This window comes from Streptomyces sp. NPDC003943, from assembly GCF_053605265.1.
The window spans coordinates 36,255-49,993 of the sequence record NZ_JBSGIW010000019.1; the positions used below are offsets into that span (position 1 = coordinate 36,255).

At 74.4% G+C, this 13,739-nt stretch carries 13 protein-coding genes and 1 tRNA gene; 9 read left to right on the top strand and 5 right to left on the bottom strand.

Annotated elements, in window-relative coordinates:
- Positions 1-151 precede the first annotated feature (151 nt).
- The 7 genes from ACWEV0_RS11190 (at position 152) to ACWEV0_RS11220 (ending at position 6,163) form a co-directional block, all read left to right on the top strand.
- Entirely contained in the window at positions 152-634 is a 483-nt protein-coding gene (locus tag ACWEV0_RS11190) for a hypothetical protein (RefSeq protein ID WP_453148483.1), read from the top strand.
- 307 nt (positions 635-941) lie between these two features.
- On the top strand, positions 942-2,123 hold the full coding sequence (locus ACWEV0_RS11195; protein ID WP_453148485.1) for a helix-turn-helix domain-containing protein: 1,182 nt from the start codon (positions 942-944) through the stop codon (positions 2,121-2,123).
- A 114-nt stretch (positions 2,124-2,237) separates the two neighbouring features.
- Positions 2,238-2,840, top strand: coding sequence for an oligoribonuclease (gene orn / locus ACWEV0_RS11200; RefSeq protein ID WP_453148487.1), 603 nt, complete (start codon positions 2,238-2,240; stop codon positions 2,838-2,840).
- A 139-nt stretch (positions 2,841-2,979) separates the two neighbouring features.
- Positions 2,980-3,052, top strand: a tRNA-His gene (locus tag ACWEV0_RS11205).
- 60 nt (positions 3,053-3,112) lie between these two features.
- Positions 3,113-4,426: an ABC transporter substrate-binding protein gene (locus ACWEV0_RS11210; protein WP_453148489.1), complete on the top strand. Its 1,314-nt coding sequence runs from the start codon at positions 3,113-3,115 to the stop codon at positions 4,424-4,426.
- 4 nt (positions 4,427-4,430) lie between these two features.
- Positions 4,431-5,339, top strand: coding sequence for a carbohydrate ABC transporter permease (locus ACWEV0_RS11215; protein WP_453148490.1), 909 nt, complete (start codon positions 4,431-4,433; stop codon positions 5,337-5,339).
- Positions 5,339-6,163 carry a carbohydrate ABC transporter permease gene (locus ACWEV0_RS11220; RefSeq protein ID WP_453148492.1) on the top strand — a complete coding sequence of 275 codons (825 nt, stop codon included), beginning with the start codon at positions 5,339-5,341 and terminating at the stop codon, positions 6,161-6,163. The genes ACWEV0_RS11215 and ACWEV0_RS11220 overlap by 1 nt, the downstream gene beginning before the upstream one ends.
- 150 nt (positions 6,164-6,313) lie before the next feature.
- Here the strand turns inward: ACWEV0_RS11220 and ACWEV0_RS11225 are convergent, their stop codons facing one another.
- The 3 genes from ACWEV0_RS11225 to ACWEV0_RS11235 all read right to left on the bottom strand — a co-directional run bounded on the left by ACWEV0_RS11225 (position 6,314) and on the right by ACWEV0_RS11235 (position 10,063).
- Positions 6,314-7,804, bottom strand: coding sequence for a glycoside hydrolase family 18 protein (locus ACWEV0_RS11225; protein ID WP_453148494.1), 1,491 nt, complete (start codon positions 7,802-7,804; stop codon positions 6,314-6,316).
- Positions 7,805-7,973: 169 nt separating this feature from the next.
- Entirely contained in the window at positions 7,974-9,356 is a 1,383-nt protein-coding gene (locus ACWEV0_RS11230) for a sensor histidine kinase (RefSeq protein ID WP_453148496.1), read from the bottom strand.
- Positions 9,353-10,063 (bottom strand): response regulator transcription factor, encoded by a 711-nt coding sequence (locus ACWEV0_RS11235; protein WP_453148498.1) that lies wholly within the window; start codon positions 10,061-10,063, stop codon positions 9,353-9,355. The genes ACWEV0_RS11230 and ACWEV0_RS11235 overlap by 4 nt, the downstream gene beginning before the upstream one ends.
- A 43-nt stretch (positions 10,064-10,106) precedes the next feature.
- Here ACWEV0_RS11235 and ACWEV0_RS11240 point away from each other — a divergent pair, with 43 nt between their 5' ends.
- On the top strand, positions 10,107-10,652 hold the full coding sequence (locus tag ACWEV0_RS11240; RefSeq protein WP_453148500.1) for a hypothetical protein: 546 nt from the start codon (positions 10,107-10,109) through the stop codon (positions 10,650-10,652).
- 57 nt (positions 10,653-10,709) lie between these two features.
- Here ACWEV0_RS11240 and ACWEV0_RS11245 read toward each other — a convergent pair whose 3' ends face one another.
- Complete coding sequence (locus ACWEV0_RS11245) at positions 10,710-11,576, bottom strand: spermidine synthase (protein ID WP_453148502.1); 867 nt, start codon at positions 11,574-11,576, stop codon at positions 10,710-10,712.
- A gap of 33 nt (positions 11,577-11,609) precedes the next feature.
- Positions 11,610-12,143 (bottom strand): hypothetical protein, encoded by a 534-nt coding sequence (locus ACWEV0_RS11250; RefSeq protein ID WP_453148504.1) that lies wholly within the window; start codon positions 12,141-12,143, stop codon positions 11,610-11,612.
- A 236-nt stretch (positions 12,144-12,379) separates the two neighbouring features.
- Here ACWEV0_RS11250 and ACWEV0_RS11255 point away from each other — a divergent pair, with 236 nt between their 5' ends.
- Entirely contained in the window at positions 12,380-13,723 is a 1,344-nt protein-coding gene (locus ACWEV0_RS11255) for a tetratricopeptide repeat protein (RefSeq protein ID WP_453148506.1), read from the top strand.
- Positions 13,724-13,739: the final 16 nt, after the last annotated feature.

The window sequence follows — 13,739 nt, forward strand, 5'->3', positions numbered from 1 at the left end:
CCAGGAGAATGCACGAGCCCCGCGCGGAGCGCAATGCCGGTTGTGCCCTACAGGTGTCCGTACGGGGGCCAAACGGACGTGTTCCCCAGTGACCGGAACGTTCCGCTCCTCGTTCCCACAGGTCAACGCCACCGTCGCAGGGAGCCCGCCCGTGCCTTCACCGTCACCCGCCGACACCCGACCCGACCTCCACGCCGTCCGCGACCTCCACACGGCGGAGACGGTCACCGCCGTGATCGCGCCCCCGGGCCCCCGCGCGCGCCGTCGGGCGCCGGAGCCGCCGCAGCCGGGCGGCACGGGAGGCGGCGCGGCAGGCGCCACGGCGGGCGGCACGAGCTCCGGCACGGGATCCGGCACGGGATCCGGCACGGGCGGTGCCGGGGCCGAGGCGGCGAACGACGTCGTGCGATGGGGCGTCTTCTGCTGTGTGCTCGTCCCGGTCGTGCTCCTGGTCTACGGGACGAGCCTGGGCGGCGCGGCCGGCACCGCGCTCGGGCTCGCCGCCGTGACGGCCGCCTGCCGGGTGCTGCTGCGCCGGGCGGAACGCGGGCTGCGGGCCGAGGGGTCGGACGCCGCGCGGGACCAGTGGGGCCGACGGGACCGGCCGGACCGGCGGGACCACTCGCGGAGTTGACATGCTCGTACAGCCGATCCCGTATGTTTTCAGCCAACTTCCAGGGATCATCCGAACCTTGGCCGAAGTACGCTCAACCCGCATAGGGCCAGGCATGACCGCCCTCGACCGCCGCCGGCGATCGAACGCTTCGCGCCAAGTTGCCATGTCGACAATGTGCCGGAAGGAGAAGTTGTCACGACGGTGCCACGGGACGCAGTAGATTCGATCATGGATACCGAAGACTGGGGTCTCGCGCAAAACCGAGGGGAAACGTGGCACATCCACATGACCAGGGAGACGCCAACACCGAGGGGGGCTTAGCGTCATGAGCCAGGACTCCGTCGCACCGGAGGCACGGAAGCTGTCCGGGCGCCGCCGTCGCGAAGTCGTCGCGGTACTGCTGTTCAGCGGTGGCCCCATCTTCGAGAGCTCGATCCCGCTCTCCGTATTCGGCATCGACCGCCAGGACGCGGGGGTGCCGCGCTATCGGCTGCTCGTATGCGCCGGTGAGGAAGGGCCCCTGCGGACCACGGGCGGCCTCGAACTCTCCGCGCCGTACGGCCTGGAGGCGATCAGCCGGGCCGGCACCGTCGTGGTGCCCGCCTGGCGCTCGATCACCTCGCCGCCGCCGCCGGAGGCGCTCGAAGCGCTCCGCCGGGCGCACGAGGAGGGGGCGCGGATCGTCGGCCTGTGCACGGGCGCGTTCGTGCTCGCCGCGGCCGGGCTGCTCGACGGCCGGCCGGCGACGACGCACTGGATGTACGCGCCGACGCTCGCGAAGCGCTATCCGTCGGTCCACGTGGACCCGCGGGAGCTCTTCGTCGACGACGGCGACGTGCTGACGTCCGCCGGCACGGCGGCCGGAATCGATCTGTGTCTGCACATCGTGCGGACCGACCACGGCACGGAGGCCGCGGGCGCCCTGGCGCGCCGGCTGGTCGTCCCGCCGCGGCGCAGTGGCGGCCAGGAGCGCTATCTCGACAGGTCTTTACCCGAGGAGATCGGCGCCGACCCGCTCGCCGAGGTCGTCGCCTGGGCCCTGGAGCACCTCCACGAGCAGTTCGACGTGGAGACGCTGGCGGCCCGTGCGTACATGTCACGGCGGACCTTCGACCGCCGGTTCCGCTCGCTGACGGGCTCCGCGCCGCTGCAGTGGCTGATCACCCAGCGGGTGCTCCAGGCACAGCGGCTGCTCGAGACCTCCGACTACTCGGTCGACGAGGTCGCGGGCCGCTGCGGCTTCCGCTCGCCGGTCGCCCTGCGCGGGCACTTCCGGCGGCAGCTGGGCTCCTCGCCGGCCGCCTACCGGGCCGCGTACCGGGCCCGGCGGCCGCAGGGCGAGGGCGGCGGTGCGGCGGTGCTCGACGCGGTCGTCCCGGCGCAGGCCCAGGCCGGCGCCCCGCCGATGGTGCGCCGCCCGGGCGGCCCGCTGGACCCGGGCAAGCCGGCCCCGGACGCCTACGGCCCCAGCCGCCCGGCCCTGCCGGGCCAGCGCAGCGCCCCGTGACGGGGCCACGAGAACCGCGCGCGCCACAAGCCGCGCAGCCATGAAACCGAAGGGCTCCCCGGGACACCACCCGAGGGGGCCCTTCGGCCTTGCTTCGGCCATAAGGTAGGACGCATGAACGATCGCATGGTGTGGATCGACTGCGAGATGACCGGGCTCTCGCTGACGGACGACGCACTCATCGAGGTGGCCGCGCTGGTCACCGACTCGGAACTGAACGTGCTCGGCGAAGGCGTGGACATCGTGATCCGCCCGCCGGACGCGGCCCTGGAGACCATGCCGGAGATCGTGCGCGAGATGCACACGAAGTCCGGGCTGCTCGACGCGCTCGCCGAGGGCACGACCCTCGCCGACGCGGAGGCCCAGGTCCTCGCGTACATCCGCGAGCACGTGAAGGAGCCCGGCAAGGCTCCGCTGTGCGGGAACTCGGTCTCGACCGACCGCGGCTTCCTCTCCCGTGACATGCCGGCCCTGGAGGCGCACCTCCACTACCGGATCGTCGATGTCTCCTCGGTCAAGGAACTGGCCCGCCGCTGGTACCCGAGGGCGTACTTCAACAGTCCGGAGAAGAACGGCAACCACCGGGCCCTCGCGGACATCCGTGAGTCCATCGCCGAGCTCCGCTACTACCGCGAGGCGATCTTCGTCCCGCAGCCCGGCCCCGACTCGGAGACCGCGAGGCAGATCGCGGCCCGCCATGTGATCAGCGGCGAATAGCCCCCGCCGGCGGCGTGCTCGCGCCCACCGGATCCCGGCCGGAACCCCGCCCGGGAAAGGTGTGCGCGAGCACCCCCCAAGACCCTGTAGACTTCTTCTCGGCCGGTCAGGGAAGCCCTCGGGCAGATGACCGGTCGTGGTGGGTATAGCTCAGCTGGTAGAGCACCTGGTTGTGGTCCAGGATGTCGCGGGTTCGAGTCCCGTTACTCACCCTGAGTGTCGAGGCCCCGGTTCGGAAGAACCGGGGCCTCGATCGTTTACGCTCCGGGACTGTGCGCCGCGTCACCGCCGTACTCACCCTCCTCCTGCTGGCCGCGCTCAGCGCCTGCGCCACCGATCCGCCGTCCGGACCGGCCGCCGCGTACGAGAGCGGTCGTGCCGACCCGGCCGGGCGGCCCGTCACCCTCACCGTCGGCGTGTTCGGGTCCTTCGGGCTCCGGGAGGCCGGGCTCTACGACACGTACATGCGGCTGCACCCGGACATCGCGGTGCGGCAGACGTCCATCGAGCGCAACGAGAACTACTACCCGCAGCTGCTCACCCATCTCGTCACCGGCTCCGGGCTCGCCGACGTGCAGGCCGTGGAGGTCGGCAACGTCGCCGAGGTGATCGCCACGCAGGGCGACCGGCTCGTCGACCTGGGACGGGCCCCCGGGGTGGAGCGGCGGGCCTTCCTGCCATGGAAGTGGGCGCAGGGGACGGGGCGGGACGGGCGGACCGTGGCGCTCGGGACGGACATCGGGCCGCAGGCGGTCTGCTACCGCAAGGACCTGTTCGCGCGGGCCGGGCTGCCGGCCGGGCGGGAGGAGGTGGGGCGGCTGTGGGCCGGGGACTGGCGGCGGTTCCTGGCGGTGGGGCGGCGGTTCGCGGCGCGGGCGCCGGAGGGGACGGCGTTCACCGACTCGGCGTCCGGGGTGCTCGCGGCGGTCGTCAGCAGCGGACGGCGGCGCTTCTACGACGAGCGGGGCGCCCTCGTCGTCGGTTCCGACCCGGCCGTACGGGAGGCCTGGGACCTGGCCGCCGCGTTCGCCCGGCAGGGGCTCACGGCCCGGCTGCAGCAGTTCACGCCCGGCTGGGACCAGGGTTTCGCGAACGGGGCCTTCGCGGCCGTGGTGTGCCCGGCCTGGATGCTGGGCTACATCCAGGACAAGGCGGGCCCGGCGGGGAAGGGCCGCTGGGACGTGGCGGCGGCGCCCCGGCCGGGCAACCGGGGCGGCTCGTTCCTGGTGGTCCCGAAGGCGGGCCCGCACCGGGCGGAGGCGGCGCGGCTCGCGGCCTGGCTGACCGCGCCGGCCCAGCAGGCGCGGGTCTTCGCGCGCCGGGGCAGCTTCCCGAGCGCGTCCGCCGCGCACGCCCTGCCGGCGGTGGCGGCCGCCCGCCATCCGTACTTCGGCGACACCCCGGTGGGCGCGATCTTCGGCGCGGCGGCCCGCGGGGTGCCGTCGGCGCCGATCGGGCCGAAGGAGGGACTGGTCGCGCAGCTCCTGACCGACGGCGGCATGCTCCTGGTCGACCAGACGGGCCGCGACCCGGACGAGGCCTGGACGGACGCGCTGCGGTCCATCGACAACGCCCTGGACCGGTGACGCGGTGACGACGAACAGGAGGTCCGTGGAGCGCTGGGTGCCGTACGGGTTCGTCGCGCCCTTCTTCGTCCTCTTCGGCGCCTTCGGGCTGTTCCCGCTCCTCTACACCGCCTGGGCGTCCCTGCACCGCGTCGAGCTGACGGCGCTCGACCGGCCGGAGTGGGTGGGGCTGCGCAACTACACGCGCCTCGCCGACGACCCGTTCTTCTGGAACGCGCTCGGCAACACCGTCGCCATCGGCCTGCTGTCGACGGTGCCCCAGCTGCTGCTCGCGCTCGCCGTGGCGCATCTCCTCGACGTGCGGCTGCGGGGGCGGGCGTTCTTCCGGGTGGTGGCGCTCGCGCCGTACGCCACCTCCGTGGCCGCGGCCACGCTCGTCTTCGCGCTGCTCTTCGGGCGCGACCACGGCCTCGTCAACTGGGTCCTGACCGGCCTCGGTCTCCCGCCCGTCGACTGGCAGAACGGGCCATGGGCGTCGAAGGCGGCCGTGTCGGCGATCGTGGTGTGGCGGTGGACCGGCTACAACGCGCTGATCTACCTCGCCGCCATGCAGACCGTGCCGCGCGAGCTGTACGAGGCGGCGGCGCTCGACGGGGCCTCGCGGTGGCGGCAGTTCGTGCACGTGACGCTGCCGGGGCTGCGGCCGGCGATCCTCTTCACGGTGGTCGTGTCGACGATCGGGGCGACGCAGCTGTTCGGCGAGCCGCTGCTGTTCGGGGCGGACGCGGGGGCGTCGGGCGGGGCGGACCACCAGTTCCAGACGCTCGGCCTCTATCTGTACGAGCAGGGCTGGGTGAACCTGCATCTGGGGCGGGCCTCGGCGATCGCCTGGGTGATGCTGCTGCTCCTGGTCGTGACGCTGGGCGCGGCCCGGCTCGTACGGCGCGTCAGAGCGGCGGGGGCGGCGGCCTGATGCGCACGAAGCGGTCCGCCTGGCCCGCGTACCTCCTCCTGGCGCTGTTCGCCGCCGGCTCGCTCTTCCCGCTGCTCTGGGCGGCGGTGGCGGCCTCGCGGACGACGACCCGGCTCGCGCACACCCCGCCGCCGTTCCGCCTCGGCCGGAACCTGCCGCGGAACCTGGCGCTCGCCTGGACCGACGCCGGTCTCGGCGCCGCCCTCGCCAACACGACGGTCGTGGCGGTCCTGGTGGCGGCGGGCACGGTGCTCGTCTCGACGCTGGCCGGGTTCGCCTTCGCGCGGCTGCGGTTCCGCTTCCGGGGCGCGCTGCTCGCGCTGGTGGTGGGCACGATGCTGATCCCGCCGCAGCTCGGGGTCGTACCGCTGTATCTGCTCGTGGCGCGGCTGCGGTGGACGGACGAGCTCCAGGCGGTGGTGCTGCCCGGTCTGGTGTCGGCGTTCGGGGTGTTCTTCATGCGCCAGCACCTGCTGCGGGCGCTGCCGGCCGAGCTGGTGGAGGCGGCGCGGGTGGACGGGGCGGGGGCGCTGCGGGTGGTGTGGCACGTGGTCTTCCCGGCGGCGCGGCCGGCGATGGCGGTGCTCGGGACGCTGACGTTCGTGGCGGCGTGGAACGACTTCTTCTGGCCGGTGCTGGTGCTGACGCAGACGGGGAGCCCGACGGTGCAGGTGGCGCTGACGGGGCTCGGCCGTGGCTACATCCCGGACCAGTCGGTGGTGATGGCGGGGGCGCTGCTCGGGACGGTGCCGCTGCTCCTCGTGTTCGCGCTGCTCGGCCGGCAGATCGTGGGCGGGGTGATGCAGGGCGCGCTCAAGGAATGAGCGGCCCGCGGGGGCGGAGCGCCGGCCGACGTGTTCGGGGAGGTGACGGCGTTCCGGGCCGCGGTGACTCAATAAGGGAGCGCGCCCCGGACGTGGTGGGGTGGAACGTCCGGGGCGCGCGGTGCGGGGGGACCTGGAGGTCCTTGCGGGCTACTTGTACGCGGCGAACGCCTTCGTGAACGCCAGCGGCTGCTGGAGGATCGACGAGCAGGTGGGGTCGGCGTGGTTCACCGCGCCCGACGCGCACTGCTTGTCGCGGGCCGCCGACCACATCGACAGCCGGCCGATCCCCTTCGACTTCGCGAAGTCCACCAGCTGCGTGGCGTCGTCCACCCGGAAGGTCTCGGAGCTGACGTCGTTGACGCCGATCATCGGCGTGACCGCGACGGCGTTCCACGCGGCCGCGTCGGACAGCGCGAGCACGCCCTTGATCTGGGCCTGGGTGGCGGTCGCGGCCTGGATCGCGTACGTGCCCATGTCGGCGCTGTAGGCCGGGCCGTAGTCCATGGCCATGATGTTGACGGCGTCGACGCGGACGCCGTTCCGCTTCGCGTCGGCGAGCAGGTCCACGCCCGGCTGGGTCAGGCCCTCGGGCATCACCGGCAGGGTGAAGGAGACGTCCAGGCCGGGGTGGGCCTTCTGGAGCTGGGCGACGGCCTGGGCGCGGCGGGTGTTGGCGGCGGTGTCCGGGAGGGCCGCGCCCTCGATGTCGAAGTCGACCTTGGTGAGCCCGTACTGGTCGATGACCTTGCCGTACGCGCCGGCGAGCGCCGTGGCCGTGGAGCAGGCCTGCGCCAGCTCGCGCCCGGCGGCGCCGCCGAAGGAGACCCTCACGTCGCCGCCCTTGGCCCGCAGGGCGCCGATCTGGGCGGCGACCTTGTCGGAGCCGAGGTCGGTGACGCCGCCCCAGAGCGGGGCGCAGCCGCCGCCGGAGGTGATGAAGGCGAGGTTGAACTCCTTGACGCCGGTCTGGCCGGCGGTGCCGAGGAGGTCGTAGGCGGGGTAGAGCGAGGTGTCGACGTACGGGGCGAACCCGGCGGAGCCGGTGGAAGGCGCCGGGGGCGTGGTGGGGGCCGGGGTCGTCGGCGCGGGCGTCGCGGTCTTCGTGGGCGCGGGCGTCGGGGTCTTCGTCGCGGAGGCCGTCGGGCTCGGCGTGGGCTGGGTCGTGGGGCGGCCGCTCGGGGTGGGCGTCGGCCCGCCGGCCGAGCACGTGGCCTGGTTGATGAGGCAGTTGGCGGGGTCGCCCGCCGCGCCGCCGCTCGCCGAGGTCACGAAGCCGACAGTGACGGACTGGCCGGGCGCGAGCTCCTTGTTCCAGCTCGCGGGCTTCACCGTGACGTGCCGGCCGGAGACGGTGTGCTCGCCGTTCCACAGCGAGGAGATCGTCGTCCCGGCGGGCAGGTCGAACTCCAGCGTCCAGCCCCCCGACTGGACGCTGGAGGTCTCGTTGGTGACGACGTACTGGCCGGTGTAGCCGCCGGTCCAGGAGCTGGTCCTGGTGTACGCGGCGCCGACGGACGCGGCCTGCGCGGTGCCGGAGAGCGCGAACGCCGCGCCGCCGACGACCGCGGCGGCGACGACCGCGCCGATGACCTTGGTCCGGCTGCTCGTCCTGCGCCGGTGCGTACTGCTGCTGCCCATCGCGTGCCTGCCTCTGCCTACCGGGGGTGGGGTGCGGCAGCACGCTAGCGAGCGGGAAACGGACAAATGCCCGGGACGGGACCGGGGTTGGGATTCTTAGGGTCCGCTTAAGGAAGGCATCGGGCGTACGAAAGGTTGGGCGGGACGGACGGGGGAGGGCCGGGCGGCGTCACGCCTTCCGGCCGCGACGCCGGCCGCGACGGCCCCCGTCCGTCCCGGCTCCGCGTCCGTCGAGCCCGATCCAGATCCGTACCTCCGTGCCGCCGAGCACCGAGTGCCCGATGCGGACGTCGCCGCCCGTCGACTCGGCCATGCGGCGCACGATGTCGAGGCCGAGACCGGTGGAGCCGTCGCGGCCGCTGCCCGCACCGCGGGCGAGCGCGGCGGCCGGGTCCGGGATGCCGGGGCCGGCGTCGGAGACCAGGATGATGACGGCGTCGTCGCCGTTGTGGAGGTCGACGGAGAAGGCGGTGCCCTCCGCCGTGTGCCGGAAGACGTTGCCGAGCAACGCGTCCAGGGCGGCGACGAGTTCGGGGCGGGCGACCGGGATGCGGACCGGGCGTTCGATACCCGCGACCCGTACCTTGCGGCCCTCGTCCTCGGCGAGCGCGGACCAGAAGTCCATCCGCTCGCGCACCACCTCCGACGCGTCGCAGCCGGCCGCCGCGAGCGCCGTCACGCCGGTCTGCGGCTTGGCCTCCCGGGCGGTACGGATGATGGTGTCGACCTCGCGTTCCAGCTGCTCGACGGCGGCCCGGGTCTGTTCGGCGGCCGGACCCGAGCCGAGCGAGGCCGCGTTGAGGCGGAGCACGGTGAGCGGGGTGCGCAGCCGGTGCGAGAGGTCGGCGGCGAGCTCCCGCTCGTTGGCGAGGAGCTGCACGACCTGGTCGGCCATCGAGTTGAAGGCGACGGCGGCGGACTTCAGCTCGGGCGGCCCCTCCTCGCGCACCCTGGCGCCGAGCCGGCCCTCGCCGAGGTCGTGGGCGGCGCGGGCGAGCCGCTGGGCGGGCCGGACCATGCGGACACCGAGCCGGTCGGCGACCGCGACCGAGCCGACGATCAGGGCCACGCCGACCAGCGCGAGGACCAGCCAGGCGGTGGCGACGCCGTTGCTCACCTCGCCCTCGGGCACGAACAGTTCGACGATGGCGACCTGTCCGGAGCTGACGGCCGTGGGCTGGAGCAGCACGGAGCCGCCGGGCACCTCGGCGATGGTGGCGCGGCCGAGCGCCCGGGTGGTGGCGAGGTCGTCGTCGCCGGCCCGCCGGGTGCCGATCTCCTCGCCCTTGCCGCCGGGGGCGCCGGGCGCCGCGGGCAGATGGACCGCGAGCCGGCCCTCGGCGCCGTCGTCGGTGGTGGCGACGGCCCGTTCGAGCTGTTCGTGGTCGGTGGTGATGGCGAGCACCGGGGCGAGTCCGGCGGCGCGCCGCTCGGCGTTGGAGAACGCCCGGTCGCGGGCCATCTCCTTGACGACGAGCCCGAGCGGCACGGCGAAGGCGACCACGACCATGACAGTGACCGCGAGGGCCACCTTGACCAGCGCCCATCTCACGGCAGGTACTCCTGGGGCCCGGCGGGCGGCTCCAGCTTCACGCCCACCCCGCGCAGGGTGTGCAGATAGCGCGGCCGCGCGGCCGTCTCGCCCAGCTTCCGCCGCAGCCACGACAGATGGACGTCGATGGTCTGGTCGTCCCCGTACGCCTGCTGCCACACCTCGGCGAGCAGCTCCTTGCGGGACACGACGACGCCGGGCCGGCCGGCGAGGAAGGCGAGCAGGTCGAACTCGCGGCGGGTCAGGTCGAGCGCCGCCCCGTCGAGCGCCGCCTGCCGGCGCAGCGGGTCGATGGCGAGCCCGCCGACCCGCAGCTCCCGCGACGGCGCCGCCTCGCCCGCGCCGGACCGGGCGCGGCGCAGCACCGCAGCCATCCGCGCGGACAGGTGTTCCACCGAGAACGGCTTGGTGAGGTAGTCGTCGGCGCCGTCGTTGAGCAGCCGGACGATCTCCGTCTCGTCGTCGCGGGCGGTGGCGATGATCACCGGCACGTCGGTGATCCCGCGCAGCATCTTCAGCGCCTCGGCGCCGTCCAGGTCGGGCAGTCCGAGGTCGAGGATGACCACGTCGAAACGGAGATGGGCGACCTCGCGCAACGCCTCCAGGGCCGTGCCGACGCTCCTCACGGTGTGGGACGCCTCGGTCAGATGCCGGATGAGGGCGGAGCGCACGAACTGGTCGTCCTCGACCACGAGCACACTTGCCATGGGCGGCACCGTACGCCATTCGGGGGACACCGGGGATGGCAGTATGTGCGCGATGCGAAGAGGACTGGTTCACGTGCTGGCGTGGTCGCTCGCCACGGGCGCGGCGGTCACGCTGTCCTGGTGGGGTGTGCACACGGTGCTGGCCGGCACGGTGTACGACCCACCGCTCGCGCTGCCGATCCCGTCCGGCACGTCCGGCCCCGAACAGGTCGGCACCGCCGCCTCGGCGACCGCCCCCGTGAGCCCGTCGCCGTCCGCCCCGGCACCGACGGCCACCGCGGGCACCGCCCGCCCGTCGAAGGCGGCGACCACTCCCCCGCCGCGCCGCACCGCCACGCCGAAGCCGTCGGCGGGCACGAGCGGCAGCGTGAAGAGTTACGGGACGGACGGCGGCCGGGCCGTCTTCGACCTGGGCACGTCGTCGGCCGAGCTGGTGAACGCGACGCCCGAGGCGGGCTGGCAGATGCAGGTGTGGAAGCAGCCCACCTGGATCCGGGTGACCTTCACCAAGGACAGCCGGGAGATCTCGGTCTTCTGCGTGTGGCACGACACCGCGCCGCGCGTGGAGATCGACGAACGCGCGGTCTGACCGACACGCCGGCCCGACCACGCGGCCCGACCACGCCGCCCGACCGAGCGGTTCCTTCTAGCGGAAGGCGGAAGCCGGCGGTACGGGCGAGGGCTTCGCGCTCGCGTCGGTGACCGGCGCCGCGCCGCCCGTGAAGTCGGCGAGCGCCCGCCCGTGCTCGACCCGCCCCGGGTGCGGATCGGTCGCCACCCGCCGGGTCAGCTCGGCCACCGGCAACTCCCGGTCCGAGGCGAGCAGTACGGCGTTGCCGAAGCGGCGGCCGCGCAGCACCGTCGGGTCGGCGGTGAGCGCCAGCTCGGGGAAGACGGCGGCGGCGGTGGCGATCTGGCCGCGCAGATGGGCCAGCGGCGGTCCGTCGGCGAGGTTGGCCGCGTAGAAGCCGCCGGGCCGCAGCACCCGCCGTACCTCCGCCAGGAACTCCGTGCTCGTCAGGTGCGCGGGGGTGCGGGCCCCGCTGAACACGTCCGCGATGATCAGGTCCGCCCAGCCGTCCGGCACCTTGCCGAGCCCGGCGCGGGCGTCCGTGGAGCGCACCCGGATCCGGGCGCCGGCGTCGAGCGGAAGCTCGCGGCGCACCAGCTGCACGAGCGGCCCGTCCAGCTCCACGATCTGCTGCGTCGAGCGGGGGCGGGTGGCCGCCACGTACCGGGCGAGGGTGAAGGCGCCGCCGCCGAGGTGCACGACCTGGACCGGCTTGTTCGGCGGGGCGACGAGGTCGGCGATGTGGCCGAGGCGCCGCTGGTACTCGAAGGTGAGGTGCGCGGGGTCGTCGAGGTCGACGTGCGACTGCGGGGCGCCGTCGATGAGCAGCGTCCAGCCGCGCGGCCGCTCCCGGTCGGGTATGAGCTCGGCGAGCCCGCCGTCGACGGTCTCCACGACCGCCGCGGCCCCGGCCGCCCGCTCCCGCTGCTTGTTCCTTGCCACGTGCCCATTATCAGCGGATGTGCCGGGTGGGCCCTATCGGCAGCCGTCCGCCGCCTCGATCAGCCGGGCGGCCTGGCCGAGGGCCTCGCGGAGCATCACGGGATCGGTGACCTCGCCGCCGGTGCCGGGCGGCAGCAGCCAGTCGGCGGGGCGCGGGGTGGCGCCGTCCGGGCCGGGCAGCTCGGGCGGGTCCGGCAGGCGCAGGCCGCGCCCGTCGGTCCGGGTACAGGCGCTGCCCGGCATGTCCCAGGCCGCGGCCGTGCCGGGCGGCACCAGGAAGCCGAGCGTGTCGCAGGCGCCGTCGTGCAGCACCGGGCCGACCGCCGGGACGGCGCCGCGGCGGTCGGCCCGGCGCAGGATGTCCACGGCCTCCAGGCCCTGCCGGGCCGGCACGGTCACCAGGTCGCAGGCCTGCCCGGTCCCGGTGTGGGTCGCGAAGGACGCGCTGGCGTCCGGCGTGGGCGCGTGCCGCTCGGTCGACTGCGACGCGACCGGTCCGGCGTACGGCTGGGCGGCCGGCCCGGCATACGGCTGGGCGACCGGCCCGATGGCTCCGGTTTCCACCATGGAACCCTCCTCGCTCCAAAGCGGGAGACGCGGTCCGGCTGCGCCGCGTCTCCACACCCTGGTTCAACGCCCGCGCGCGTCAACGGCTACGGCGGCACGCCGCCGCAAAGGATGGCAGTTCATGGCAGATCGCGGGCGAGATATCCGATTTGTTGCCAAACCCTGAGTGCGCGGCCGGTCACAGCAGGTACGTTCTTGCCGCCGGAACACCGGCAGCACCAGGAGAGGGCTCGGCCATGGCGTTGTCACGGGCAGTTCCCAACCTCGCCTTCCGCAGACTCCGCGGACAGCGTTCACCGGCGGAGTTCGCCGCGCTCGTCCGCCGGGCGGCGCGGGAGATCGGCGAGCAGGTCGCATGCGACGCCCGCTACATCGGGCGCGTGGAGGCGGGCGAGATCCGCTGCCCGAACTACGCGTACGAGCGGGTCTTCCTGCACATGTTCCCCGGACTGGGCCTTGCGGACCTGGGGTTCTCGGCGCGGGAGGCCGTTCGCGGCCGGCGGTCGGCCGCCATGGCGGCCGGGGCACCGCCGTCCCTCGCCATCACCACCCGGAACGATGAGGAGAGCGACGTGCTGCGTCGCGCATTCATGACCGGCGGTACCGCCACCGTGGCGACCGCCTCGCTGGGGCTCTGCGGCCCGGCCGCGGCGATCGCCGCCCCCCACACCGCGGCCCCCAGGACCGCCGCCGTTCCGGCGGCCGCCATCCCGGCGCCCCGCGGCGTCCACCGCGTCGGCGAGGCCGAGGTCCGCGCCGTCGAGGACGCCGTACGGAACATCCGGCTGCTCGACGACCGGCACGGCGCCGACGGCCTCTACCAGCGCGCCACCCAGCCGCTGCGCACCGCCTACGCCCTGCTCGACGCGGGCGTCGCCACCCGCCGTTCCACCGCCGACCGGCTGCACAACGGCGCCGGCGAGCTGGCCATCTCCGTCGGCTGGCTCGCCCACGACTCGGGCCGGCTCGACGACGCCCGCTCCCACTACGCCGAGGCGCTCGCCACCGCCCGGGTGGCCGGGGACGCGGCCCTGGAGGCGCACGCCTTCTGCAACACCTCGTTCCTGGCCCGCGACTCGGGACGCTTCCGGGAGGCCGTACGGGCCGCGCAGGCCGGACTGCGCGCCGCCCAGCCGCTCGGCTCGGCCCGGCTGCTCGCGCTGCTCAGCCTGCGCGAGGCCGGGGCGTGGGCCGGGCTGGGCGACCGGTCCTCCTGCGCACAGGCCCTCGGCCGGGCGCACGCCCACTTCGCGCGGGGCGCCACCGACGCGGACCCCGAGTGGATGTCCTTCTTCGGCGAGCCCGAGATGGAGGCGCTGGAGGCCCAGTGCTGGTCGCTGCTCGGCGACTGGACCCGGGCGGCCCGGCACGCCCAGCGCGCCACCCTCCTCCAGGACCCGCACTTCGCGCGCAACCTGGCGCTCTACCGCGCCCAGCTGGCCACCGACCTCGCGCACGCGGGCCGACCCGACGAGGCGGCGGCGGAGGTACGGCGGGTGGAGGCGTCCCTGGACGGCGTCGAGTCCGCGCGGATCCGCCGGATGCTGTCGGAGACGCGCCGGCTCATCGCCGCGTACTGAGCCGCGTACCGAGCCG